This window comes from Marinoscillum furvescens DSM 4134, assembly GCF_003386095.1.
Classification (GTDB): Bacteria; Bacteroidota; Bacteroidia; order Cytophagales; family Cyclobacteriaceae; genus Marinoscillum; species Marinoscillum furvescens.
Map to the genome: position 1 here is coordinate 230,389 of NZ_QREG01000003.1, position 24,841 is coordinate 255,229.

Consider the following 24,841-nt stretch of genomic DNA (forward strand, 5'->3'; position numbering starts at 1 on the left):
AGTGCCATTTTGGCGCTTTTCCACCGGGAGACGAGTAGCTTCTTTCCCACCCATTTCCGACCCTTCTGATAACCTATTGTGCCCCCTTACACATTGGTGAATTGCCCATTGTCCTTTGATATTAGAGTCTGGGTTTTGAAATATTCACATTTAGCAAAGTGATTCTCAGCCCACTATTGCGAATTATTCAAAATGTATCATCTATTAATGAAAAAGTATGAAGAAGAGTTACTTTAAAGCAAGTTTAGCCGTCATACTCACGCTGCTTACTAGTATTAGTCTACTAGCTCAGGAGCGTGTGGTATCAGGAACGGTAACGGATGCATCAGATGGAAATCCCATCCCGGGAGCCAACGTAGTGGTAAAAGGTACTACGTCTGGAACAGTAACTGATATTGATGGCAACTATACCATCAGTGTATCAGACGAAACCGTATTGATATTCTCATTTATAGGATATGCCTCAACAGAAGTATCTGTGGGCAACCGATCCACAGTAGACGTTGCACTTAGTCTTGACATACAGTCACTTTCAGAAGTAGTCGTCATAGGCTATGGTGAGCAGGAAAAAGGAGACGTTACAGGCGTGGTAGCAGCAGTGGATGCTGATGAATTTAACAAAGGCGCAATTGTATCTCCACAAGAACTTCTCACTGGTAAAGTGGCCGGAGTACAAATCACCTCAAATAGCGGTGAGCCTGGAGGTAAATCAACAATTCGTATACGTGGTGGTACTTCTATAACCGCAGGAAATGAACCCCTATTTGTAATAGATGGTGTACCTATCACCAACGACGCACACGATCCAGGAGGACAAAGCGGCGGAAGAAACCCGCTAAACTTTCTCAACCCGGCCGATATTGCCAACATCACCGTACTAAAGGATGCTTCTGCCGCAGCTATCTATGGTTCTAGAGGAGCAAATGGCGTAGTGATCATCACTACCAAGAGTGGTAAAAAAGGCGACAAAGCACGAGTAACCTACGATGGCTACTTCTCTGTAGCTGAAATGGCTGGTGAAATCAACATGCTCAATGCAGATGAGTTTAGCAATGTAATCATTGCCAAGCATGCGGATAAAATTGGCCTAATAGGTGAAGCTAACACCAACTGGTATGACCAAATCACCCAAAGAGCGCTAGGACAAAACCACAACCTCTCTGTAAGCGGTGGCACTGACAATGCAAGTTATCGGGTCTCGGTAAACCATCAGGACATAGAAGGAGTTATCAAAAACTCCTACACACAGCGCACTGGCGTAAGCCTCAACTACAACCAGTCGCTCCTTGATGACAAGCTCAACATTACTGCCAACATCAAAAGCTCGTATACCAAAGACCGTTTCGATGCTGGAGCCGTAGGTGCTGCTATCGTATTTGACCCTACTCAGCCAGTATACGACGCTGGAAGCCGATGGGGTGGATATTTTGAATACGATGCTGACCTTGCTCCCGACAACCCGGTTTCTTCTACAAATCAGGTCCAGGGCTTTGGCGAATATGTCCGAAATCTGGGTAACATCCAGATCGAATACAAACTCCCTGTGGAGGGTCTATCGGCAAAGGCTAACCTTGCTTACGATGTGAATTTTGGAGAACGCAGAAGGTTTCAGCCTTACACGCTGCGTAACCAATCTGCTGATAGTGGAGAGGTACGCATCGAAAACCTAAAGCGGATCAATCCGCTAATGAATTTCTTACTAACCTACAAGAAGGATCTTCCATCCATTCAAAGTGCCATTGATGTAACTGGTGGATACGAATTCCAGCAGTTTAGCTCAGACTTTCCTTCTTACAGAGCATACAACCTTCCTACGAATGTGTACAGCTTTTACAGTGCCAACGTAGCAGAAGAATCAGAAACGTTTAACTTCCACCAGAGCAACCGCATCATCTCTTTCTTTGGCAGATTAAACTACTCACTGCTTGATCGCTACTTGCTTACTGCGACAGTTCGAAGAGACGGCTCATCGCGATTTGGACCAGACAACCAATATGGTATATTCCCTTCACTGGCACTAGGTTGGAGAATAATAGACGAGCCTTTTATGGCTGGAGTATCTAATATTTTCAGCGATCTAAAAGTACGTGCTAGCTACGGTATCACCGGAAACCAGGAATTTAGCAATTACCAATACCTTGCTACTTACACTCCAGGCCAAATCACTGCACAGTACCAGTTTGGAAATGACTTTGTAAGCACAATAAGACCAAATGGCTATGATCAAGGAATCAAGTGGGAAGAAACCACCTCATTCAACTACGGAATAGATTTTGGCTTTTTTGACGGACGCCTTACAGGTAGTGTAGAATACTACGAGAAATACACGGATGACCTGTTGTTTGAAGTAGCCGTCCCGGCTGGCACCAACCTCACTAACAGAATCATCACCAACATTGGTGAAGTAGAAAATAAGGGTATCGAGCTTGCACTAAATGGCTATATCATTGACAATGCAGACTTCCAATGGACAGCAGGCTTCAACATAGCGCACAACAAAAACCGAATTGTTACCCTTGACGGATCAGATAGCGAAGATTTTGAAGGTTTCCTTACAGGAGGAATCAATGGAGGTACGGGTAACAACATCCAAATCCTCAAAGTAGGCGAGCAGGTGAACTCCTTCTATGTATTCAAAGCGAAACTAGACGAAGATGGGCTTCCGCTCGAAGATGGTATCGACCACAACGAGGATGGCCAAATCAACCTGGCTGATATCTACGAAGACACCAATGGTGATGAAACAGTAAATAGCGAAGATCGCGATATCTACAAAAGCCCGGCACCAGACCTGATCATGGGTCTTACCTCAAACATGAAGTACAAAGGGTTTGATTTCTCTTTCACTGTACGAAGCAACGTAGGCGGCTATGTATACAACAACATCGCCTCATCTAGTGGATTCTATAACGGCATGGAAGGCGCCTCCAACTGGCTCCAAAATGTGCATGCCTCTGTGTTAGAAACCAACTACTCCACTCCTCAGTATTTTTCAGATTACTATGTGGAGGATGCATCATTTGTACGCATAGATAACGTATCCCTCGGCTACACCTTCAGCCAACTGGAGCAAGCCAACATCCGCGTATACGGTACGGTGCAAAATGCTTTTGTGCTATCTGGATACTCTGGGCTAGACCCAGAAGTAGGCGGCGGTATAGACAACAATCCATACCCCAGAGCACGAACCTTCCTGTTGGGCCTTAGCCTTGGATTTTAATCACCACAAAAAGAGCAATAAACATGAAAAATATATTTAAACTAATGATCGTAATGGTGGTGACCCTGTCGGCTTGTACCGACCTGGACGTACCACCAAAGAGTGACGCAACTGGCGAGTTGATCTTCAACGACCCAGCAACCTACGAGGCATTTCTAGCGAAAATCTATGCAGGGTTTTCCCTTACGGGACAGCAAGGTCCTGCCGGAGCTGGTGACATCAGAGGAATAGATGAAGGTGCATCTAATTATGTGAGACAATACTGGCAACTACAGGAGCTACCTACAGACGAAGCTGTAGTAGGCTGGGCAGATGGTAATTTGCCTACACTCAACACCCAGACCTGGACAGATGACAATGAATTCATCACAGCCATGTACTACCGAATTTTCTTCAATGTATCGCTTGCCAATGAGTTTTTGCGCGAAGCTTCAGAAGAAAAACTTACCGAACGAGGGTTCGATGAGGACACAAAAGCTACCATACAACAGTACCGCGCAGAGGCACGTTTTGTAAGAGCGCTAAGTTACTGGCACGGACTAGACCTCTTTGGGAACATCCCTTTCTACACGGAGGAAGATGCTATTGGGTCTGAAGCTCCGGACCAGGCTACTCAGCAAGATGTCTTTACCTATATCGAAAATGAACTGATCGATATCGAGACTCAGCTCAAAAGTTTTGTATCTACGCCATATGGGCGTGCAAGCAAAGAGGCGCTTTGGGCACTACAAGCTAAGCTATACTTAAACGCTGAAGTATATACCGGCACTGACCGATCTGCAGACTGTCTGGCAGCATGCGAAAAAATCATCAACTCGGGAGCGTTTGCCCTGGCTGATGACTACCAGCTCAATTTCGGAGCTGACAACCACACGTCTAGTGAAATCATCTTTGCGGCTTTGTTTGACGGTGAGCACATCAGAACCTGGGGCGGCACTACTTATCTGGTAAACGCAGCTATCGGTGGCACCATGGATCCTGCCAACTATGGCGTAGCGGGTGGCTGGAGTGGTCTTCGAACCACAAGCGCACTGGTAAACCTCTTCCCAGATGAAACAGGTGACCTGGACGGTAGAGCTATTTTCTATACAGATGGTCAAACCAAAGAAATCACGAGCATTACGGATTTCACCAATGGCTATGCCGTACCGAAGTTTACAAACATCACTTCAAATGATGCACAGGGGTCTGATGAAACCCACCCAGATACTGATTTTGCTTTCTTCCGACTTGCAGATGTCTACCTGATGTACGCAGAGTCTGTGGTACGCGGTGGAGGCGGCAGCAGTGCTACTGCTGTGGAATACGTCAACATGCTCAGAGAGCGGGCCTATGGCAGCACTGCAGGCAACATCACTGCAGCTGACCTAACGTTGGATTTTATCCTGGATGAGCGTGCGCGTGAGCTATACTGGGAAGGCCACAGACGTACAGATTTGATTCGCTTCAATCAGTTTACTGAAAATGGTGTTTGGCCATGGAAAGGTGGAACTCAGGCAGGACAGACCACAGGTGCTTACCTGAACCTGTACCCTATCCCTTCGGCAGATTTGATCGCCAACCCTAAGCTGAAGCAAAACGACCAATACTAATCACTCACGGATCTAAAAATTGGACACAATGAAACATTCAATATATACATTATTAGCGCTGGTCGCACTCCTCTTCTCCGCTTGTGAGATGGATGAGATAGACACAGCAAAACTCACTGATTTTGCTCCCGGGCTTGCCTACCTGGCACCTGCTGATGGCGGCAAAATTGTAAAGGGTAATTTCGATATTACCGCAGCATTTGCTGACGGTATGGCATCACCTCTTGCCAGTGTGAATCTAGCCCTGATGGATGCTAGTGAAAACGAGCTTTTCACCACCAGTGCCAACCTTTCAGGAACACGCGACACTTTGAAAGTAGCTGCTGCTGACTTCAATGCTGCAGCTCTTGAAGTAGGTGTTTACACACTTAAAATCACAGTGACTGATAGCAAAGGACAGGTAAATAACATCTCCTCCACATTTGAAATCAGTAAGTTGCCTTTCGCTGCAAACAACGACGAAATGTACATCGCTGGTGGTTTCAATGGCTGGTCATGGGATTCACTGAAGTTGGTAGAAGACCACATCTGGGAGATCAAGGAAATCGAGCTAGACGGTGGTGAGTGGAAATTCAAAAACACCAAAGACTGGTCTGATGCAGACTGGGGAGACTCAGATTGTGATGGCGTAATGGAGGTTACCACCGGTGGTGGAGCAAACACCAACTGTAGCTACAGTGGTTTGGTAAACATTCGATTCAACGACAACACGCTACAATACACCGTAGAGCCTGCAGTGACACTAGAGCAAAACGTAATGTCGCTATACCTACACGGGACGTTTAACAACTTCCAGGGTGACGAATATGCCTTCACACAATCAGAGGATCACGTTTGGGTACTCGAGGAAGTGGTTTTGAAGCCAGGAGATTCTTTCAAGTTTTCTGAAGGAGCTTACTCTGGTCGTACATTTGGTGATGTGGAGCCTGATAGCATTGCAGACAAATCTGCGCCTAACATCGTGCTACCACAAGACATCAAAGAAGGTGTATACAAGGTGACTTTCAATGATGAGACTTTAGCTTATAGCCTTGAATTTGTTCGCAACCTGTTCCCAGACAACCTGTATCTGGTAGGTAGTGCTACCTCAGCAGGATGGGATCCATCAGGTGCTTTACAGTTCAATGTAGTATCTGAAGGCAAATTCGAAATCTTTGCTTCTTTAGTTGTAGGCGAGTTTAAATTCCTACAAGAAAGAGACTGGGCCGGTGACTGGGGCAAAGGAGCTGACGGTGAGATCATTCAGGAAGGCGAAAGCAATATCGCTGTAGACGCTGACGGTCTGTACCGAATCGTTGTTGACTTCAACAATTACTCTTACACCGTAGCTACACTTCCTGCCGAATTGTATCTCGTGGGTGGATCTACTTCAGCTGATTGGGATCCGTCAAACTCTGTGAAGTTTGTGAAAACCGACAATGGTAAATTCCAAATCTATACCTATCTGACCGTAGATGGTGGTGGATTTAAATTCCTACAGGAGCAAGCCTGGGATGGCGACTGGGGTAAAGGTGACGATGGAATGCTCAAGCAAGAAGGCGAAGACAATGTGACCGTGGGTGCCGATGGATTCTATCGAATCGATGTAGACTATACTGCTGGGACATATGCTGTGACTGCCTCCAACTGGGGCATCATAGGCAGTGCTACACCTGCCGGATGGGATGCAGACACGGATATGACTCTTGTAGCAGCTCAGAAAGGCAACTACTCATGGACAATCGATGCTACCCTGACAGATGGTGAGCTGAAATTCCGTGAAAATGACGGTTGGGATGTCAACTTTGGAGACTCTGGAGCCGATGGTACGCTAGACGCAGGTGGTGACAACATCGCAGTAACTGCCGGCACCTATACCATCACCATGACCCTGGACCCAATCAACGGCTACACTTACAGTATCAAGTAAGCGCCACCTTTGATTTGAAATACTGTTCATACTATTTCTCATAAACAACTCAAAGGGCCACTATGGTGGCCCTTTGTTTTCACTCTCATAAAACTCCTATGGCAATGAACAATCAATGGATCACTCGCGGATGCTACATGACCTTGCTATGCCTACTGGCGATTGCCACCCAGGCCCAGCTTATCAGTATTAGTCCTGCAGACGCTAGTGGCGAAGAACAATTGACCATCACTTTTAATGCCTCTGAGGGCACGGCTGGCCTTGCAGATGCAAGTTCGGTTTACATGCACTCTGGCGTAATTACCACAGCACCGGATGGCACAGACTGGGAGCATGTAGTTGGCAACTGGGGACAGGATGATGGCCTGGGTAAAATGACCAAAGTAGATGGCTCTGATACCAAATGGCAAATCACCCTCACACCCAGAGACTACTACAGCGTGCCGGCAGGCAAAAACATTTTCAGGCTTTCTATGGTCTTTCGCGATGCAGCAGGCACAGCTGAAGGCAAAGGCACACCAGGTACTTACGATTGGGGAACGGTAGCATCTAATGGTGACATTTTTGTAGACCTTAAAGTAGATGCTTACGTAAACATCTCCGCACCTACGGCAAGCAATGTCTTTTTAGAAGCAAATAGCACACTACCAATCACTGCTGAAGCTTCTGCCGACGTGAGCTCCATGAAGCTATTTGTGGATGACATAGAAAAAGCCAGCGTGACTTCCGGGACCACCATCAGCTACGAATACCAAGCCACCAAATCTGAAACCATTACCATCAAAGTCACAGCCACTATCAATGGCTCAGAAGTACAAAGCAGTACCACAGTGACCATTGCACTACGCTCGGCAGTTCCTGTGGCAGCTCTGCCTCAAGGAGTGAAAAAAGGGATCAACTACCATGAAGACCAGACCAAGGTAACCTTAGTGCTGGAAGCTCCTAAAAAAGACTTTTGCTATGTGGTAGGAGATTTCAACGACTGGCAGATTGATGACAACTATCTAATGAATCGGACTCCTGATGGCGAGCTGTTTTGGATCGAACTGTCTGGTCTCACACCAAAAGCCAACTACGTATTTCAATATTGGGTAGAAGGTGTCATCAAAATCGGTGACCCGTATGCCGAGCTAGTCGCAGACCCTTGGAATGACCAATACATCGACGCAAGCATCTATCCGGATCTTCCAGTTTACGGCAAAACGGAACATGGCATAGCTACGGTCTTGAAAACAGGTCAAGAGTCTTACAACTGGGCCGCTTCCGAGCAGACCTGGACGCCTCCGCGTAAAGACGAACTCGTGATCTATGAATTACTGGTTAGAGACTTTGTAGGCTCGCATTATTATCAGGACCTCACTGATTCACTTTCTTATCTCAAAAACCTTGGGATCAACGCCATTGAGCTGATGCCCATAATGGAGTTTGAAGGCAACAATAGCTGGGGATATAACCCATCATACTTTTTTGCGGTAGACAAATACTACGGCACCAAAAATGATCTAAAGCAGTTTATCGAGGCTGCTCATCAGCACGGCATAGCCGTAATTCTGGACATGGTGCTCAACCATGCATTCGGACAAAATGCGATGGTACGTATGTACTGGGATGACGCCAATAGCACAGTATCAGCTGACAACCCGTGGTTCAATCCGGTCGCTACACACCCGTTCAATGTGGGTTTTGATTTCAATCATGAGAGTCAATACACCAAAGATTTTGCAGACACAGTCAACCGCTACTGGCTAGAAGAATACCATTTTGACGGGTACAGATTTGACCTTTCGAAAGGTTTTACACAAACCAATTATGGTGACGATATTGGAAAATGGTCTGGCTATGACCAGAGTAGAATCGATCTACTCTCACGCATGGCTGAAAAAATCTGGTCTTATGACGATGACGCATACGTTATTCTCGAGCATTTTGCAGACGGCAGTGAAGAAACCGTACTGGCCAACAAAGGAATGATTCTTTGGAGAGGACTCAATCACAGCTATCGAGATGCGCTGAAAGGACACGGTGCAGATTTAGGAGGAGCAAGCGCACGATCTCATGTTAGCTTCATGGAAAGCCATGATGAGCAGCGATTGGCGTATGATATGAAAGTAGACGGACACGCCTCGGGCAGTTACAATACCCGGGACAAACTCGTGGCTCTAGAGCGGCTAAAAATGGGCGCCGCGTTTCATTTCCTACAGTCAGGACCCAAAATGCTGTGGCAGTTTGGCGAGTTGGGCTATGACATAGATATTAATTACATCGATCGATTGGCTGAAAAACCACTCCCATGGGGTGAAGACAACCTTGGGTATTATGAAGACACCATAAGGCAATATGTATACGATACTTATGCTGCTGTATTGGCTCTGAGAAATGCATATCCTGTAGCCATTCGCACAGGTTCTTATAGTGCCAACCTCGGAAGTGACCTCAAGCAATTTTCGATTACTCACCCAGAACTGGACATCAATGTCATTGGAAACTTCGGATTAGAAGCAGCAGCTATTGATCCTAATTTCCCTAAAACAGGCTCATGGTTCGATTATTTTTCTGGAGAAGAAATCAATGTGACCAACCGAAACGGAGAGATTTCGCTTAAGCCGGGAGAGTTTCATGTATACACGGGAAAACGAATATCGAATGGCTTCCCTAATGTAGTCGCGGTATACGAAAACCCTGTGACGGTAGACCCGGGCGTTTTTACGATCAGTGAAGAAATCACGATCACTTTTGATGCGACAAAAGCTAGCCCTGATGGCACCAACGGACTGGTAGGAGCTGCTAAAGTGTACATGCACGCTGGAGTGGTCACAGATGGCCCGGATAGTGAAAAACTTTCTAAAATGGTCGGCACACAGACCGACGATGGACTTGGCGAGATGACTCCCGTAAGTGGCAAAGCCAATCAATGGCAAATCACACTTACACCGAAGGACTATTTTGGACTTGCTGATGGTACAGTGGTATACCGAATTGGCATGACCTTTCGCGATTCGGACAACACCAACAGAGCCAAAGGATTTAGAAATCGCACCGTTTTTCTGGAGGTGACACAAGAAGGAGAACTCATCACGATCTCTCCTGCTGACTTTTCCGTAAGTGATGAAATCACAATCACTTTCAATGCCGCGCTAGGCAACAGAGGACTACTAGATGCTGCCAAAATCTACATGCACTCGGGTATAGTCACCTCAGATGTGGACGCACCTACCGGAAACGACTGGACCAATGTGGTAGGCACCTGGGGTGCAGATGATGGCGTGGGCGAATTGACCAAAGTATCGGGCACCAACGAATGGAGCATTACGCTCACCCCAGAAGAATACTATGACATCTCTGGTGAGGCGTACTGGATCGCCATGGTGTTTAGAGATGCATCAGGCAATGCCAAAGGGTCTGGAGCTACTGGTGAAATCACTGGTGGATTTATAGATGGCGCAGGAGATATCTACATGAAGATCCCGCTGCGCAAAACCGGTCCTTTGAGCATCAAGCAATCGCCTGTGACCCCCTACCCCAACCCTGCGGTGAATACGCTGCAGATTCCCAATCCCGAAAACCAGTTGCGCACGCTACAAATAGTAGATGCTGCTGGCCGTGAAATACTCGTGGAAAAATCAAGCACTTCAAAACTGGACGTCTCCGGACTCACAGAAGGGCTTTATCTCCTACGAATTTGGCAGGGTAGTACTGCCAGTCATCACCGATTTGTAATCAAGAAGTAGCCTAAAAAAACATAATATGAAGAAGTATCTATTTATTGCCTGTGCTGTGCTGGTGACGATGATCACCACTGCTCAAGCTCAAAACAAAAACATTGAGCGCGTAGAGCCTCCTCACTGGTGGGTGGGAATGGAAAACTCCAAACTACAATTGCTTATAAAAGGCGACAATATCGGAGGCACTACCTCGATAAATGTAAAGCCAGAAGGCCTTAGCATAGTTAAAATCCACTCTGTGGAAAACACTGACTATCTCTTTGTAGATGTGGAACTAAGCAAAGCTGAAGCAGCCGAGTACCAGTTGACGCTAAAACAAAATGGGAAGAAGGTGGGAAGCTGTACCTATGAGCTAAAAAAGCGCACCACCTCTCGAGATGTAATAGACAACAGTGATGTACTCTACCTGATCACCCCAGACCGATTCGTAAACGGCAACCCTGAAAATGATAGTGTAGACCCGCTTAGAGACAAGCTAAACAGGGAACACTACAATGGCCGCCATGGAGGTGATCTCCAGGGCATCCTATCTAAGCTGGACTACATGGAAGACCTGGGCGTCACCACGCTTTGGTTAAATCCTGTGCTAGAAAATGCCATGCCAGAGGTTTCTTATCACGGCTATGCCATCACAGACTACTACCAGGTAGACCCACGATATGGTAGCAATGAGCTCTACAAGAAGCTGTCTGATGAACTCTCCAAAAGGAATATGAAGCTGGTGATGGACATGGTCTTCAACCACTGCGGATCAGAACACTGGTGGATCAAAGAGCCCCCAATGGAAGACTGGGTGCACTTTGGCACCAACTATACCAATACCAATCACGCCATGGCTTCTATACCAGACCCTCATGGTGCAGATGCTGACCGTGAGCTAATGGAAAAAGGCTGGTTCGTGTCGGTAATGCCCGACCTCAACCATGACATCCCGTTTTTGGAAGAATACCTGATTCAAAACAGCATCTGGTGGATAGAATATGCTGGCCTGGAAGGCATCCGAATGGATACGTACCCTTACAACAAAGCCGAAACCATGCAGCGCTGGGCCGAACGCGTACTCGCGGAGTACCCGGACTTTTACCTGGTGGGTGAAACCTGGATAGGCGATGAACTGCAAGAGGCTTACTGGGCTCCTCAGCCAGGCGCTGATTACAACTCTAAACTCACCAGCATTACGGACTTCCCACTTTGCTATGGGCTGCACAATACCTTTAAGCCAGAGGGGGACATCCGTGCAGTATATGATGTTTTGAGCAAGGATTACGCGTACCATGATCCTATGGCCAACAAGATATTTGCTGACAACCATGACATGGATCGCTACTACTACACCATCGGCGAAAACCTGGATAAGTTTAAAAATGCGATGACTGTGCTGCTTACTACCCGCGGTATTCCTCAGATTTACTACGGCACGGAAATGCTCATGAGAAAGTATGGTGAACACGGAGACCTTCGAGAGGATTTTCCAGGAGGATGGACTGGCGACGAGCGAAACGCATTTACGGCCGAAGGACGTACCGAAGAAGAAAATGAAGCCTTCGACCACCTTCGAATCCTCCTCAATTGGCGCCAAACCAGCGAAGCAGTAGCCTCGGGCACACTTAAACACTTTGTGCCGCACGACAATGTGTATGTATACAGCAGAGAAAGTGCCAGTCAAAAAATCGTGGTTTTTGTCAACAACAGCAATGAACCACGCTCAGTCAGTTTGGACAGATTTCGTGAGATCATTAAGCCAAATGTCACTGCAACGAACGCCCTAAATGGCGAGCAGATGACCATCGGCACGTCACTCTCCATGGAGCCAAACAGTAGTTTGATTTTAGATATTCCAATAGAAATGGATGCCAACTAATGGACCATCAACCACAACCAACCGTAAGCCCTACTTCCCTGGAAGTAGGGCTTTTCTATAGGTGCAGTCTGATCCCCAGCGAAAGCATTGATGAAAAAACATTTATTTCTTCTGCTGGGAGTATATATTCTTCCGGTTGCTGGATGTCGATTTGTGGCAAGGCAATCGGCTCATGACCAGCTAGCTCTCCCTGGGCTTCCACCGAAACCCGATTGGTCAAAAAATAAGAAGAGCGGAACAAGAGGGTAGCGCCATTGGCCAATCCAGAGATCTGGTAATCATTATACCTTGTTTCGGATGACAAGTAGCCAAAATGGTCATATTGGAGTCCACTCCACCCCAGGCCTACCGCATGTTGCCATTTGCTACCAGTACCTCCATAATAAGGCTTCAACCGATACAGCGCCCAGACTCTCGTCACATAGTGTGTAAACTCTTTCGTCGCATTAATTTCAGCGTTTGCCTCATACAGAAGTGACACCCAACCACTTTGTCTGGTATGCTTTTCTACTCCTATTTCCAGTCTTGGAGAGAGCGTAATCCCTATTCCGAATCTCCAAAAATGATTGTCCTGTTGATAGGTATCTTCCAACTTCGTTTGCCAACCATCATATTTCTTCTTCACTTGTCCATCGAAATCAAACCTTCTGAAGCCGACCCCAAGCACCTGAAAACTGATAAAGGGAACGTAATAGATAGAATGCATACGCTTTTTCCATCCCTCGTCAAATCTAAGCCGCTCTAGCCGCCTCCTACCCTGCTCAGTACGTATCAAGGCGTCCGGGTCTTGAAGCAAATAACGTTGTGTTCGCTCTCTCACCAAACCCAATGCATCGCCCTGGCCCTGAAGTTCATGTTGTAAGTTTATCCCACTTGACCCTTCCAAAATACCGGTAATAATGGCGAATGGGGTCACAATAAACACAGTTCCTAATGCGATGTAAAAACCTGGACCAAAATAGTCATCACTCCCTATGCCGCCAAACACATACATAAGCAGTAAAGACTCGCCAGCCGCAAAGCCTTTAAGCCACCCACTCCAAAACGAACCTTGTCTACGAAAACGAAATGCACGGATTTGACTTGCTTCCAGTTGAAGTACTGCAGCCGACTCAGGATCAAACAGCCGTAGACCAGCGGTATCCAGCTGCATTAAATACCCCGAAAGTGTATCTCCGCTCATTAAAGCTACTTTAGTAGCAACCAACCGCTTGTCCAGCTCTCTTTCTGGAAAAGGCTGCGAAAACAACCAATTACTTGTCAGCAAAATCACCAGACATATTGCAAAGCGAAAATCCATATCGAAAATAGAGGTGACTATCTAAAGATAGCTTAACCGATTGTCTTTCTGACCATTGCACTCTTTTTTACTGACATTTTGCTGTCCGCATACTAAACAATTGAAGACCATAACCGCTTCTATCTACGACACATCAATATTTTTTACACTATGGAGAAGGTCATTGTTATCGTGGGAATGGGCGGAGGCATTAGTTACGCCGCAGCGTTAAAATGGGGACGTGAGGGCTATCACATCGCCATGATTTCGCGCAATGAAGAAAAATTAAAGGCTTTTCAAGAAATGCTTCTCAATGATGGCATCAAGTGCAGCTACTTCGTGGCTGATGCAGCAGTCCAAAAAACTCTTACGGAGGCTTTTCGGTCTATCAAAGTAGCGCATGGAAACCCTGAAGTGCTGCTTTATAATGCAGCCCGTAAAAAGGATAAAAACATCTTGAGAGAGTCGATCGCTTCTTTGGCCACAGACTTTAAAACCAATGTAGGTGGTGCTGTGCATGCCGTAAAGCAAGTAGTGCGGGCTATGAAAAAGGCTAACAAAGGCACCATACTGTTTACAGGAGGAGGACTAGCAATAGATCCACACCCAAACCACGGATCTCTGGCGCTCGGAAAAGCCGCCTTGCTCAATCTGTGTAAACAACTCTCTCAGGAGCTCAACTACACCAACATTAAAGTGGGCACCGTGGTGGTAAAAGGCTTTGTACAGGCCAAAGACCTCCGCTACAACCCTACCGCTATCGCTGAGGAGCTTTGGAAAATACACAGCCAGGAGGGTAAGCAAACCAATGTAGTAGAGTATTGAATACTCAGATTTTTTGGGTTCCCTTATTCATATATCTTTTATGTACTCTAATTTAGGCCCAAAGAAAAAACAGCTTCACTATGAATTGGATACGCCGAATCGGCCTTTTACTGCTTATCGCCCTGGTCATCATACAGTTTTTCCAGCCCGAAAAGCCAGAAGTGATCACCGAAAACCCAAATGATATACACGAAGTACTCACTATCAAACCAGAAGTCAGTCAAATCTTAAAAACAGCGTGCTATGACTGCCATTCCAATGAAACCAACTATCCCTGGTACGCTAATGTAGCGCCCATTTCATGGCTGGTCATTCATGATGTGGAGGAAGGGCGCCATGAACTCAATTTTAGTGAATGGGCTACCTACTCTGACAAAAAGAAACATCATAAGCTGGAGGAAGCCATGGAAGAAGTGGAGGAAGGCGAAATGCCACTTGAGGTATACACCATCACACATGGAGATGCTAGTCTGTCAGAAACTCAAATTGCTGAACTAGTAAGTTGGGTAAAATCCGAAATGAGTAAAATCGTGGTAGACTAACACCGAGCTATTTGGCTTCTCTAAAACATTTAAGGCTGTCACAATTGCATCAAAGTGCACATCGTGGCAGCCTTTTTATGTGCCCTGCTACTCTGTGATTCGCTTTCTGAGTTTTACAGGGCTTCGTTTCTTACGCATGCGCATATTGAGCAGCTCCACCACCAGCGAGAAGAACACCGCAAAATAAATGTAGCCTTTTGGCACATGCTGATGCAATGCTTCCACCATGAGCATAAAGCCAATCAATATCAGGAAAGACAAGGCCAAAACCTCCAGAGTTGGATGCTTGCTAATAAAATCACTGATGGACTTACTAAAGACCATCATGATACCGATAGAAACCACCACTGCAATAACCATGAGAATAATCTCTTCGGTAAGGCCTATGGCCGTGAGTATAGAATCAAATGAAAAGATCACATCCAGCAATATGATCTGGATGATCACAGAGGTGAAGCTTTTCACTTTTGTATCTGACTCGTGATGTTCTGGCCCTTCCATCTTATGGTGGATTTCCATAGTACTTTTAAAAAGTAAAAACAGTCCTCCACCGAGTAAAACAAGGTCTCTACCACTGATCTCCAGCTCAAAGACAGTAAATAAAGGCTCCGTAAACGTGATAATCCAAGTCACCCCTAACAATAGCCCAACTCGGAAAATAAGAGCCAGGGCAAGACCGAGGTTTCGTGCTTTCCCCTGCTGAGCTTGCGGCAGTTTATTGGTGACTATCGAAATAAAAATAATGTTGTCGATACCCAGTACAATTTCTAAAAAAGTAAGCGTGAGTAGTGCTATCCAGGTAGCTGGCTCCAGAAATATTTCCATACAAAAAAGTTAAGCCTACAAACCCTATTAAACAAAAAAGGGCTACCAAAAACTGGAGCCCTTCTTAAAATCATAATGTCATTGGATCACAGTCCAAAAGACTCTTTCACCCGGTCCACATAGTCTAGTTTCTCCCAGGTGAAGGTTTCAAATGTTATCTCTTTGGTTTCACCTTCTCCGTTGGTAAACGAACGCGTCACCGTCTCAGGCTTTCTACCCATATGCCCATAGGCCGCAGCATCCTGATACATCGGTGTTCTCAGCTTTAAGCGCGTCTCTATTCCATAAGGAGTCATATCGAAGATGTCCTGCACCTTTTTTGCTATTTCTCCATCTGTAAGGTCCACGTTAGCAGTGCCATAGGTATCCACAAAAATGCCCATCGGCTCCACCACCCCAATGGCGTAAGAAACCTGTACAAGTACTTCTTTGCATACCCCAGCAGCTACCAGGTTTTTGGCAATGTGTCTGGTAGCATAAGCCGCAGATCGGTCTACTTTAGAGGGGTCTTTCCCAGAAAAAGCACCTCCACCATGAGCTCCTTTGCCTCCGTAAGTATCTACGATGATCTTTCGCCCGGTAAGGCCAGCATCACCATGAGGACCACCTATTACAAATTTGCCGGTAGGGTTGATATGGTATTTGATGTCGTCGGTAAACAGCTTTTGAAGCTCAGGCGAAAGCTGCGCTTTTACTCGAGGAATCAGCAATTCTATGATGTCTTTTTTGATCTTACCCAGCATAGCCGCCTCTTCATCAAAGTCATCATGCTGTGTAGATACCACTATTGCATCTATGCGAATAGGCTGATTGTCATCAGAATATTCAATGGTCACCTGGGCCTTGGCATCAGGTCTCAGGTAGGTGATTTCTTTGTTTTCTCGTCGCATCGCTGCCAGCTCTATGAGGATGCGATGAGATATATCCAGTGCCAGCGGCATATAATTGGCCGTCTCGTCGGTAGCGTAGCCAAACATCATACCCTGGTCGCCAGCCCCTTGCAAGCGTGGGTCTTGTCGGTCCACTCCCTGATTGATGTCTGGAGACTGCTCATGTATAGCAGACAGTATACCGCACGAGTTGGCCTCAAACATATATTCCGATCGGGTATAACCAATTCGTTTGATCACATCGCGGGCGAGTTGCTGTACATCCAGGTAAGTTTTTGATTTTACTTCACCTGCAAGCACTACCTGACCTGTAGTTACCAGTGTTTCACATGCCACTTTAGACTGAGGGTCAAAAGCCAAAAAATGATCTACTAATGCATCAGATATTTGATCTGCAATTTTATCCGGGTGTCCTTCAGAAACTGACTCTGAGGTAAATAGATATGACATATATAAAGCTCTTTAGAGGGTTGCAAATTTAGAATTTTAGGTGAATTTATGATGGTCTTTTAAGAGAATTGACCAATACAATACACCGCAGGCACTTTATGGAAATCTTTTTTGCTGTTTTTCCACCTGCTCACAGGCTGGGTCTTCACATACTCCTGCTTCCCAAAAAGGTCCACACCGACGCATAATTGCACATTTTGGCTCAGCTGGGTGGTCAGATCTTTCATTAGCTGCATGTTTCTAAATGGAGTCTCCATAAAAACCTGTGTATATCCCGTTTTTTTCAGGTTACTTTCCAGCTCTTTGATGGCCTGTATACGCTCTTTTTTCTGAATGGGCAGGTACCCATGAAAGGTAAACCGCTGACCACTAAAGCCGGAGCTGATCACCACTGTCTGTATAGAAGACGGTCCTGGCAGGGGTACTACCTGTATACCATGCTGATGGGCATACGCCACGGCCAATGCCCCCGGATCTGCCAGACCGGGCAAGCCAGCCTCTGACATCACTCCGATGTTTTTCCCCTGCATAGCCGGAGCAAAAAATTTATCTAGCTGCTGGTGGCTCGTCTTTTTGTCGAGCACCTCAAACTGTAGTTCGGGAATCTCCACCCCCAGTTTTAAGCTACTGATAAACCTCCTGGACGTTCGTACGTTTTCTACTAAAAAGTGTGAAGTATTTCGTACCACATCCAGTACCATCGGTGCCAAAAATGAAGCGTCGTTCTGGTCAGAGAGATAAGTGGGTATTAAAAATAAGGAGCCTTTTGTCATGGGAAAATCTTTGATCGTTATCGGTCTCGTGTTAATTCTTTGCGGTGTATTGATCACTTATGGTGGGAAACTAGACTTTTTCGGTAAGCTCCCCGGTGATATCGTTATCGAAAGAGAAAACACTACATTCTATATTCCGATCACCTCTTGCCTATTGATTAGCGTGTTGTTGTCACTGCTGTTTTTCTTGTATGAGAAGCTACGCTAAAAAGTCCATCACCAGCTCTCCCAGTTCTTTAGGTTTCTCAGCATGCACCCAGTGGCCTGCACCTGGCACCATTTTGATCGTGGCATCTGGAAAGTGATCTTTGATGAGGTCATGATCACTTTCCTGAATGTAATCACTGGCTCCCCCACCTATAAATAATGTAGGCCCAGAAAAGGAGGCTCCATCCACCAAGCCCTCGCCTATCTTTTGGATATTGGATTCTATTACGGGTAGATTGAGCTTCCACACAAAATTATTGGATTCATCCCGAGACAGATTCTTAAGGATAAACATCCTTACGCCAGCTTCCTTGATCACTTTTGACAGCTGTTCGTCCGCTTCCTTTCTACTACCAATCGAGTCCAGTTGCACACTATGAAAGCCTTCAAATATTTGACTGTGGTGTGGAGGATAATATTTTGGAGCTATATCCACCACTATTAGTTTGTCTACAGCCTCTGGGTAGCTCGTCGCAAAGGTCATAGCAGTCTTGCCTCCCATCGAGTGTCCTAGCACATAAATGGAGGATAAGCCCTCATCATCCATAAGTTTCTTTAGATCCTCCGCCATGGCTTCATAGGTCATTTCCTCACTGTGTGGAGAGTTGCCATGGTTTCGCTGGTCAATGAGGTACACCGTAAAGTGCTCTGCCAAAGCTTTACCATGAGTTTGCCAGTTGTCCGACGAACCAAACACCCCATGCAGTACAAATAGCGGGTGCCCAGTACCGTATTTTCTAAAATTTAATTTCATTTTTTATCCTTCTTTAGAGTCACGTATCTGTCTCAGGTACATTTGAATGGTATTTTCCAACCCATAATAAAGGGCATCGCAAATCAGCGCATGTCCGATAGAGACCTCATCCAAATCGGGAATCTGTTGTTTTAAGTACGCCAGGTTGTGCAAATCCAGGTCATGCCCTGCATTGAGGCCCAGGCCAATCTCCTTTGCACGTTTGGCTGCAGCCACGTAATTTTTCACAGCCTCAGCTCTGTCCTGATGAAAATGAGCAGCATACGGTTCTGTATAGAGCTCTATACGGTCTGCACCTATTTTTGATGCTCCGTCTACCATTTTCAGGTCAGGGTCCACAAAAACAGACGTCCGCACCCCCATATTTTTGATTTCTTCGATGATCTCAGAAAGTTTTTCTTCGTGAGTCACCGTATCCCATCCTGCGCATGAGGTGAGTACATCAGGCCCATCGGGAACGAGTGTGGCCTGTGCCGGACGTACCTTTTCTATGATCTCCATAAACCGCTCATCCGGATACCCTTCTATGTTGAACTCTGTGGTAACCACATCTTTAAGGTCCATGACATCCGTATATCGGATATGACGTTCGTCGGGCCTTGGATGCACCGTTATGCCTTCTGCCCCGAATCTTTCACAGTCCCTGGCTGTTTGTACCACATTGGGATTATTGCCCCCCCGAGCATTGCGCAGGGTTGCAATTTTGTTGATGTTTACGCTAAGTTTGGTCATGAATAGCTACACTGATTTTCACGCAAATTTGTTTAGAAAAAATAGATTATGAGTTTAAAAGAGAAAATAGAGGCCGAAATCAAACAGGCAATGCTCAAAAAAGACAAAGAGCGCCTGACCCCACTTCGTGCTATCAAATCACAAATACTACTGGCTGCCACCGAAAAAGGAGGTAGTGATGAACTTAGCGAAGATGCTGAAATCAAGCTCCTGACAAAGGCTGCCAAGCAGCGCAGAGATTCATTGGAAATTTATCAGAAAGAAGGTCGTGAAGACCTGGCTGCCAAAGAAGAAAGCGAACTAAAAGTAATTGAGGAGTTTTTGCCCAAGCAGCTTAGTGAGGATGAGCTCGAAGAAGTGCTCAAGGGAATCATCGCGCAGGTAGGCGCTTCTGGCCCTCAAGACATGGGCAAAGTAATGGGTATGGCCACCAAGCAGCTTGCAGGAAAAGCTGACGGCAAAGCCATTTCTACTAAAGTGAAGCAACTTTTGAGCAAATAACGGGTGAATTATATTGATATTTTTCTGATCGTAGTATTGGTACTTGGGGCTATCAAAGGCTACCTCAAGGGATTGGTAGTGGAGATCTTTTCATTTCTTGCCTTCTTCGTAGGGCTGTTTCTGGCTATCGAACTCACCATCCCTGTAGCTGAACGGTTTTTCTCAGGCAACGACTACTTTCAGTTATTTACGGTAGGCGTATTTGTCGCCCTATTTTTAGTGGCAGTGCTGATCGTCAACCTACTGGCCAAATTACTCAAAAAAGCTTTAGACCTCACATTCCTTGGTTTTTTCGACAATGTTCTAGGTGCTCTGGCAGGAATTTTCAAATGGGCTTTTATCGTCAGCGTGTTCTTCTGGGTATTCGATTCTATCGGTGTTCGCTTCCCCGACAAACAAACAGACGGCTCATTGATTTATCCTTATGTAAAAGAACTGGGCCCGAAAGCCTTCGAATGGTTATCCAAAGTGCTTCCATTCATCGAAGATATGATGGATTCACTCAAAAATATTGGTGATAAACACCGCTCACTTTATACCTTTTTGTAATTTCTTTTGTTTATTTATAATACATGCAAGTCAAAGAAGATAAAGGATTTAGATTTATTGATGAAGGACAGGGAGAGCCCCTGCTCTTATTGCACGGTCTGTTCGGGGCATTGAGCAACTGGGACGGGGTGGTTAATCGGTTTTCACAAAATTACCGCGTGATTATACCTCTTCTTCCGATCTACACAATGCCTGTGAAGCAAGCCGGCCTTACAGCGCTTAACAAATTCGTAGAGGAGTTTGTAACAGCCATGGATTTGACCAATTTAAATTTGGTAGGTAATTCATTAGGCGGCCATGTAGGGTTAATATTTACGCTCAAAAACGAAGAAAAGGTAAAAACGCTGACTCTTACAGGCAGCTCAGGGTTATTCGAAAACTCCATGGGTGGATCCTTTCCACGTAGAGGTTCGTATGATTACATACAGGAGCGCGTGGCATACACGTTTTACGACCCTAAAACCGCTACAAAAGAATTGGTGGACGAGGTGTTTGAAACAACTAAAAGTATCCCGAAAGCGTTGAGAATAGTAGCGATTGCGAAATCTGCTCAGCGACACAACATGGCTGACGAGATCACAAGGATTCAGGTGCCTACATTACTCATTTGGGGACTCAATGACACCATCACCCCTCCTTATGTAGGCCATGAATTTGACAGGCTGATACCGAATACCACGTTACGATTCATCGACAAATGCTGCCATGCGCCTATGATGGAGCGGCCGGAAGAGTTCAATCAGATATTAGAAGAATTTTTGGAACGAGAACTTGTAGTATGATAGCCAAAGACCTGATAAACTATATGATCCCACCACTGAAACCACAAGACAAAGTGTCTAAGGCTAAACAGTGGATGGATGAATTGCGTTTGTCAGAGCTTCCTGTAGTAGATAATGGTGTTTTCGTTGGGTTAATAGACGAAGAACTTTTACTCAATGATGAACTCAAGTACCCCAATATAGGGGATTATCCGTTGCTAGGTCAAAAATGCACCGTGGGTGCTGGCAATCACTATTACGATGTGCTCAAGACATCAAATATTGAAGGGTTTAGAATTGTAGCTGTCATAGATGAACTCAATCAGTACCTTGGAGTAGTATCTATAGAAGATGTGGTGGAAGCATTCGCCAAAAACAGCTCAGTAAGCACTCCTGGAGCTATTTTGGGACTAAGACTGAAATTTAACGACTACTCTCTCACTGAAATCAGCCGCATTATCGAATCCAATGAAGTAAAAATTCTGAGCAGCTACCTAAGCCCTCACTCTGAAGACCCAAATGATTTACACCTCACCCTTAAACTAAACAAAGAAGATATCTCTCATATCATCAGCCAACTAGAAGAGGCGGGATTTACCGTAGAAAGCGCCCACAACACGGCCAGTTCTAGTTTTGATGAAAAAGAGCGAATAGATATTCTCATGAAATATCTTAAAATATAGCTGACATGAACAAAATCGCCATCCATGGCCGCAGAATCGCAAGCGAATCTGTCAGCTACGTCAAAGAAATAGTGACGATCATAGAAAATAACAATAGGGAGATCTATGTAAGTCCTCACATAGCCGCATTGCCCAATGCCAAAGGTGTACTGGACCATCACCCTCAATACCAGCCAGAGAAGGACATGTCCGAGTTTGAGGCCGTATTTAGTCTGGGAGGTGATGGCACTTTATTAGACACGCTTACGCATGTAGACGACTCTCAAGTCCCCATTCTTGGAATCAACCTGGGTCGATTGGGTTTTTTAGCTGTAATTTCTAAAGAAAACATCGCCGCTGCTTTGCAGGCATACTTTGCAGGAAGGTACGAATATGATGATCGCTCCCTGGTGCAGTTGCACACTGATATCCCACTATTCGAAGACAAAAATTATGCACTCAACGAATTTGCCATACTTCGTAAGGACACATCATCTATGATTGTGGTGAAATGTTTCTTGGATGGAGAGTTTCTAAACACATATTGGGCAGATGGTGTAATGGTGGCTACATCTACAGGGAGTACAGGCTACTCACTAAGTTGCGGAGGGCCGGTAATTATTCCAAATACGAACAATTTTATCATAACACCGGTCAGCCCGCATAATTTAAATGTGAGACCTTTAATCATTTCTGAAAACAGTGAATTAACTTTTGTAGTTGAAACTGAGAATCAGTCTTGTCAGGTGTCACTAGACTCTCGATCAGAATCTGTAAGTGATAAAGTGGAGTTTAAAGTACGAAAAGCACCTTTTAAAGCGAGGTTAATAAAAATTGAGGATTCTTCGTTTTTAGACACATTAAGAAATAAATTGAACTGGGGGTTGGATAAGCGGAACTAGAGAAACTTTGATAATTTGTTAAGTTTGTAACAATTGCCATCATCACATGAAATTTAAAATCTTCATTTCCCTATCATTAGTGCTGATATTTTTGGCTGGAGCACTTGACGCGGACGCTCAACGACGAAACCGGTACAAAAAACGTAGGTCCAAAAACAAACGAATGTCCTCCTATAGAGGTGGGATGGTCGGAGCTAAGTTTAGACCATACAGCTACCTTTCAGCCAATGTGAATGCACTTAATTACTTTGGGGACCTGGCTCCCGTTAATAAAGCTGCCAGTACTGACATCAACTTTACCCGCCCTGGTATGGGCATAAATGTAGGGCACCGCTTTACACCTCACCTCGCAGTGAGAGCTGGTTTTAATTATGGGAGGTTAAAGGGTGACGATGTAACATCTGACCCAAATGCTGAAGACTCCAGAGCCAGATATGTAAGAAACTTACATTTTCGGAACGACATTAAAGAACTCCACATGGGGTTTGAAATCTATCTCATGCCGAACTATGGCGGTCCCAATATGCGACCGGATATCAACATCTACTTACTGGTAGGTGCAGCAGTATTTCATCACGAGCCTAAAGCATTGGTGCCTGAGTTTGATTACACCACCGGTGGCACGGAGCCTGCACCTCAAGCTGGTGAGTGGGTCAAGTTAAGAAAACTCGGAACTGAAGGACAATTAATCAACAGTGGTAGCGTTAAAAACTCAGCGTATAGCCCAATACAATTGGCTATTCCTATTGGCGTAGGCATCAATTTAAGATTGCCTGGTCCGTTTAATGCTGGAATTGAATTTGGATACAGGTATTTGTTTACAGATTACATCGATGATGTAAGTGACAGATACGTTCCGTTTTACATGCTAGAAGACGATCTAACAAGAATAATGTCGGACAGGGCTGCTGAACCAACTGCTGCCTGGGCAAATGTAGAACGAACAAGCGTACAGGTTGGCTCTACCACCCATCCTGACGGACAAACATATTATGGCTCCCCATACATTGGTGGTGGTCTTGATGAAAAAGGAGCAATAAGGGGCAATAGGGATGACAATGACATGTTCTTTATGACGTCATTAAGAATAAGCATGATATTGGGCCAAACGAGAAGTTCGGCTAAATTCAGATAATTTTGAATAGACTTTGTTGCTTAGCGGCATTACTCATACTCTCATCTCCACTCTACTCCCAATTCATGGAATTCGGCGGAGGAATAGGTGGCATGCATTATACAGGTGATCTAAATGCTTATCCCCGATTAGAAAAAACCAGGTTGTCCGGCAACCTGGTATACAGACTCAACCTCTCTGAAATCGTAAGTTTTAAATTTGGACTCACTGCAGGCAATATTGTAGGTAATGATGAAAACCCGCGAGATGCCCTCGCAGAAGAACGCCAGCACTCGTTCAATCACCGAATCATAGAGTTTTCTTCTACTTTTGAATACCACTTCTTAAGCTACCGATCAGATAAAAACCGCTCGAAGTGGTCTCCTTTCATTTTTCTTGGATTTGGCCTGACCCAAATAGGCAACACCAGCCCAACGTATGAGGATTACAGTAAAATACAACCTGTAATTCCCATGGGTGGAGGAGTAAAATATGAACTCACCAAGAGGCTTACACTCACTGGAGAAATGGGAGCACGAAAAACATTTTTTGATTACCTGGATGGCGTCTCCGATGGAGACCAGCGAATCAAGAATTTTCGATATGGCAATCCAAATGACAAAGACTGGTACTTCTATACCGGCGTGAGTCTCACATATGTCTTATATAAAATACCCTGTCCTTTTCCATATGTACCCAATAGGTCCATCCTCAACAGAATCAGATCGTACTAGGGCGTTAAAAAATGTTTAATAATTCTCCATTAGTAAA

General features: G+C 45.3%; 21 protein-coding genes. 15 read left to right on the plus strand and 6 right to left on the minus strand.

The genetic code is table 11. The features are described 5' to 3' along the window. The first annotated feature begins 217 nt into the window (after positions 1-217). The 5 genes from C7460_RS04805 to C7460_RS04825 all read left to right on the plus strand — a co-directional run bounded on the left by C7460_RS04805 (position 218) and on the right by C7460_RS04825 (position 12,304). Entirely contained in the window at positions 218-3,220 is a 3,003-nt protein-coding gene (locus tag C7460_RS04805; RefSeq protein WP_115866941.1) for a SusC/RagA family TonB-linked outer membrane protein, read from the plus strand. A gap of 23 nt (positions 3,221-3,243) precedes the next feature. Next, a complete protein-coding gene (locus C7460_RS04810; protein ID WP_115866942.1) occupies positions 3,244-4,812 on the plus strand; it encodes a RagB/SusD family nutrient uptake outer membrane protein in 1,569 nt (522 codons plus the stop codon). Between the two features lie 28 nt (positions 4,813-4,840). Beyond that, positions 4,841-6,721: a SusF/SusE family outer membrane protein gene (locus C7460_RS04815; protein ID WP_115866943.1), complete on the plus strand. Its 1,881-nt coding sequence runs from the start codon at positions 4,841-4,843 to the stop codon at positions 6,719-6,721. A gap of 104 nt (positions 6,722-6,825) precedes the next feature. Next, positions 6,826-10,449, plus strand: coding sequence for a DUF4961 domain-containing protein (locus C7460_RS04820; protein WP_170147888.1), 3,624 nt, complete (start codon positions 6,826-6,828; stop codon positions 10,447-10,449). Between the two features lie 16 nt (positions 10,450-10,465). Beyond that, entirely contained in the window at positions 10,466-12,304 is a 1,839-nt protein-coding gene (locus C7460_RS04825; protein WP_115866945.1) for a glycoside hydrolase family 13 protein, read from the plus strand. 55 nt (positions 12,305-12,359) lie between these two features. Here the strand turns inward: C7460_RS04825 and C7460_RS04830 are convergent, their stop codons facing one another. Continuing rightward, complete coding sequence (locus tag C7460_RS04830; protein WP_170147889.1) at positions 12,360-13,487, minus strand: hypothetical protein; 1,128 nt, start codon at positions 13,485-13,487, stop codon at positions 12,360-12,362. Between the two features lie 267 nt (positions 13,488-13,754). Here C7460_RS04830 and C7460_RS04835 point away from each other — a divergent pair, with 267 nt between their 5' ends. Continuing rightward, complete coding sequence (locus C7460_RS04835) at positions 13,755-14,408, plus strand: SDR family NAD(P)-dependent oxidoreductase (RefSeq protein ID WP_115866947.1); 654 nt, start codon at positions 13,755-13,757, stop codon at positions 14,406-14,408. 80 nt (positions 14,409-14,488) lie between these two features. Next, positions 14,489-14,950: a heme-binding domain-containing protein gene (locus tag C7460_RS04840; RefSeq protein WP_115866948.1), complete on the plus strand. Its 462-nt coding sequence runs from the start codon at positions 14,489-14,491 to the stop codon at positions 14,948-14,950. 87 nt (positions 14,951-15,037) lie between these two features. On the opposite strand, the gene C7460_RS04845 is transcribed toward C7460_RS04840, so the two are convergent. The 3 genes from C7460_RS04845 to C7460_RS04855 form a co-directional block, all read right to left on the minus strand. Beyond that, positions 15,038-15,775 (minus strand): TerC family protein, encoded by a 738-nt coding sequence (locus tag C7460_RS04845; RefSeq protein ID WP_115866949.1) that lies wholly within the window; start codon positions 15,773-15,775, stop codon positions 15,038-15,040. Between the two features lie 86 nt (positions 15,776-15,861). Continuing rightward, a complete protein-coding gene (metK, locus tag C7460_RS04850; RefSeq protein WP_115866950.1) occupies positions 15,862-17,115 on the minus strand; it encodes a methionine adenosyltransferase in 1,254 nt (417 codons plus the stop codon). Positions 17,116-17,174: 59 nt separating this feature from the next. Then, positions 17,175-17,888 carry an SAM-dependent methyltransferase gene (locus C7460_RS04855; protein WP_115866951.1) on the minus strand — a complete coding sequence of 238 codons (714 nt, stop codon included), beginning with the start codon at positions 17,886-17,888 and terminating at the stop codon, positions 17,175-17,177. On the opposite strand from C7460_RS04855, the gene C7460_RS04860 reads away from it, so the two are divergent. After that, complete coding sequence (locus tag C7460_RS04860; protein WP_115866952.1) at positions 17,887-18,096, plus strand: DUF2905 domain-containing protein; 210 nt, start codon at positions 17,887-17,889, stop codon at positions 18,094-18,096. The genes C7460_RS04855 and C7460_RS04860 overlap by 2 nt on opposite strands. Here C7460_RS04860 and C7460_RS04865 read toward each other — a convergent pair. After that, complete coding sequence (locus C7460_RS04865) at positions 18,088-18,849, minus strand: alpha/beta fold hydrolase (RefSeq protein ID WP_115866953.1); 762 nt, start codon at positions 18,847-18,849, stop codon at positions 18,088-18,090. The genes C7460_RS04860 and C7460_RS04865 overlap by 9 nt on opposite strands. 3 nt (positions 18,850-18,852) lie before the next feature. Continuing rightward, positions 18,853-19,581: a pyridoxine 5'-phosphate synthase gene (locus tag C7460_RS04870; RefSeq protein WP_115866954.1), complete on the minus strand. Its 729-nt coding sequence runs from the start codon at positions 19,579-19,581 to the stop codon at positions 18,853-18,855. A 48-nt stretch (positions 19,582-19,629) separates the two neighbouring features. On the opposite strand from C7460_RS04870, the gene C7460_RS04875 reads away from it, so the two are divergent. From C7460_RS04875 to porG, 7 genes are read left to right on the plus strand one after another with little or no spacing between them, the layout of a single operon-like run. Next, positions 19,630-20,082 carry a GatB/YqeY domain-containing protein gene (locus C7460_RS04875; protein ID WP_115866955.1) on the plus strand — a complete coding sequence of 151 codons (453 nt, stop codon included), beginning with the start codon at positions 19,630-19,632 and terminating at the stop codon, positions 20,080-20,082. Between the two features lie 3 nt (positions 20,083-20,085). Beyond that, complete coding sequence (locus C7460_RS04880; protein ID WP_115866956.1) at positions 20,086-20,631, plus strand: CvpA family protein; 546 nt, start codon at positions 20,086-20,088, stop codon at positions 20,629-20,631. Between the two features lie 23 nt (positions 20,632-20,654). After that, the gene (locus C7460_RS04885) at positions 20,655-21,413 is read left to right on the plus strand and encodes an alpha/beta fold hydrolase (protein ID WP_115866957.1); all 759 of its coding nucleotides are present in this window, start codon (positions 20,655-20,657) and stop codon (positions 21,411-21,413) included. Then, the gene (locus tag C7460_RS04890) at positions 21,410-22,075 is read left to right on the plus strand and encodes a CBS domain-containing protein (RefSeq protein WP_115866958.1); all 666 of its coding nucleotides are present in this window, start codon (positions 21,410-21,412) and stop codon (positions 22,073-22,075) included. Before C7460_RS04885 ends, C7460_RS04890 begins: the two co-directional genes overlap by 4 nt. A 5-nt stretch (positions 22,076-22,080) precedes the next feature. Then, positions 22,081-22,956, plus strand: a complete 876-nt coding sequence (locus C7460_RS04895) for an NAD kinase (RefSeq protein ID WP_115866959.1) — start codon at positions 22,081-22,083, stop codon at positions 22,954-22,956. A gap of 46 nt (positions 22,957-23,002) precedes the next feature. Beyond that, a complete protein-coding gene (locus C7460_RS04900; RefSeq protein WP_115866960.1) occupies positions 23,003-24,091 on the plus strand; it encodes a DUF6089 family protein in 1,089 nt (362 codons plus the stop codon). A 2-nt stretch (positions 24,092-24,093) separates the two neighbouring features. Then, positions 24,094-24,804 carry a type IX secretion system protein PorG gene (gene porG, locus C7460_RS04905; protein ID WP_170147890.1) on the plus strand — a complete coding sequence of 237 codons (711 nt, stop codon included), beginning with the start codon at positions 24,094-24,096 and terminating at the stop codon, positions 24,802-24,804. The last annotated feature ends 37 nt before the right edge of the window (positions 24,805-24,841 follow it).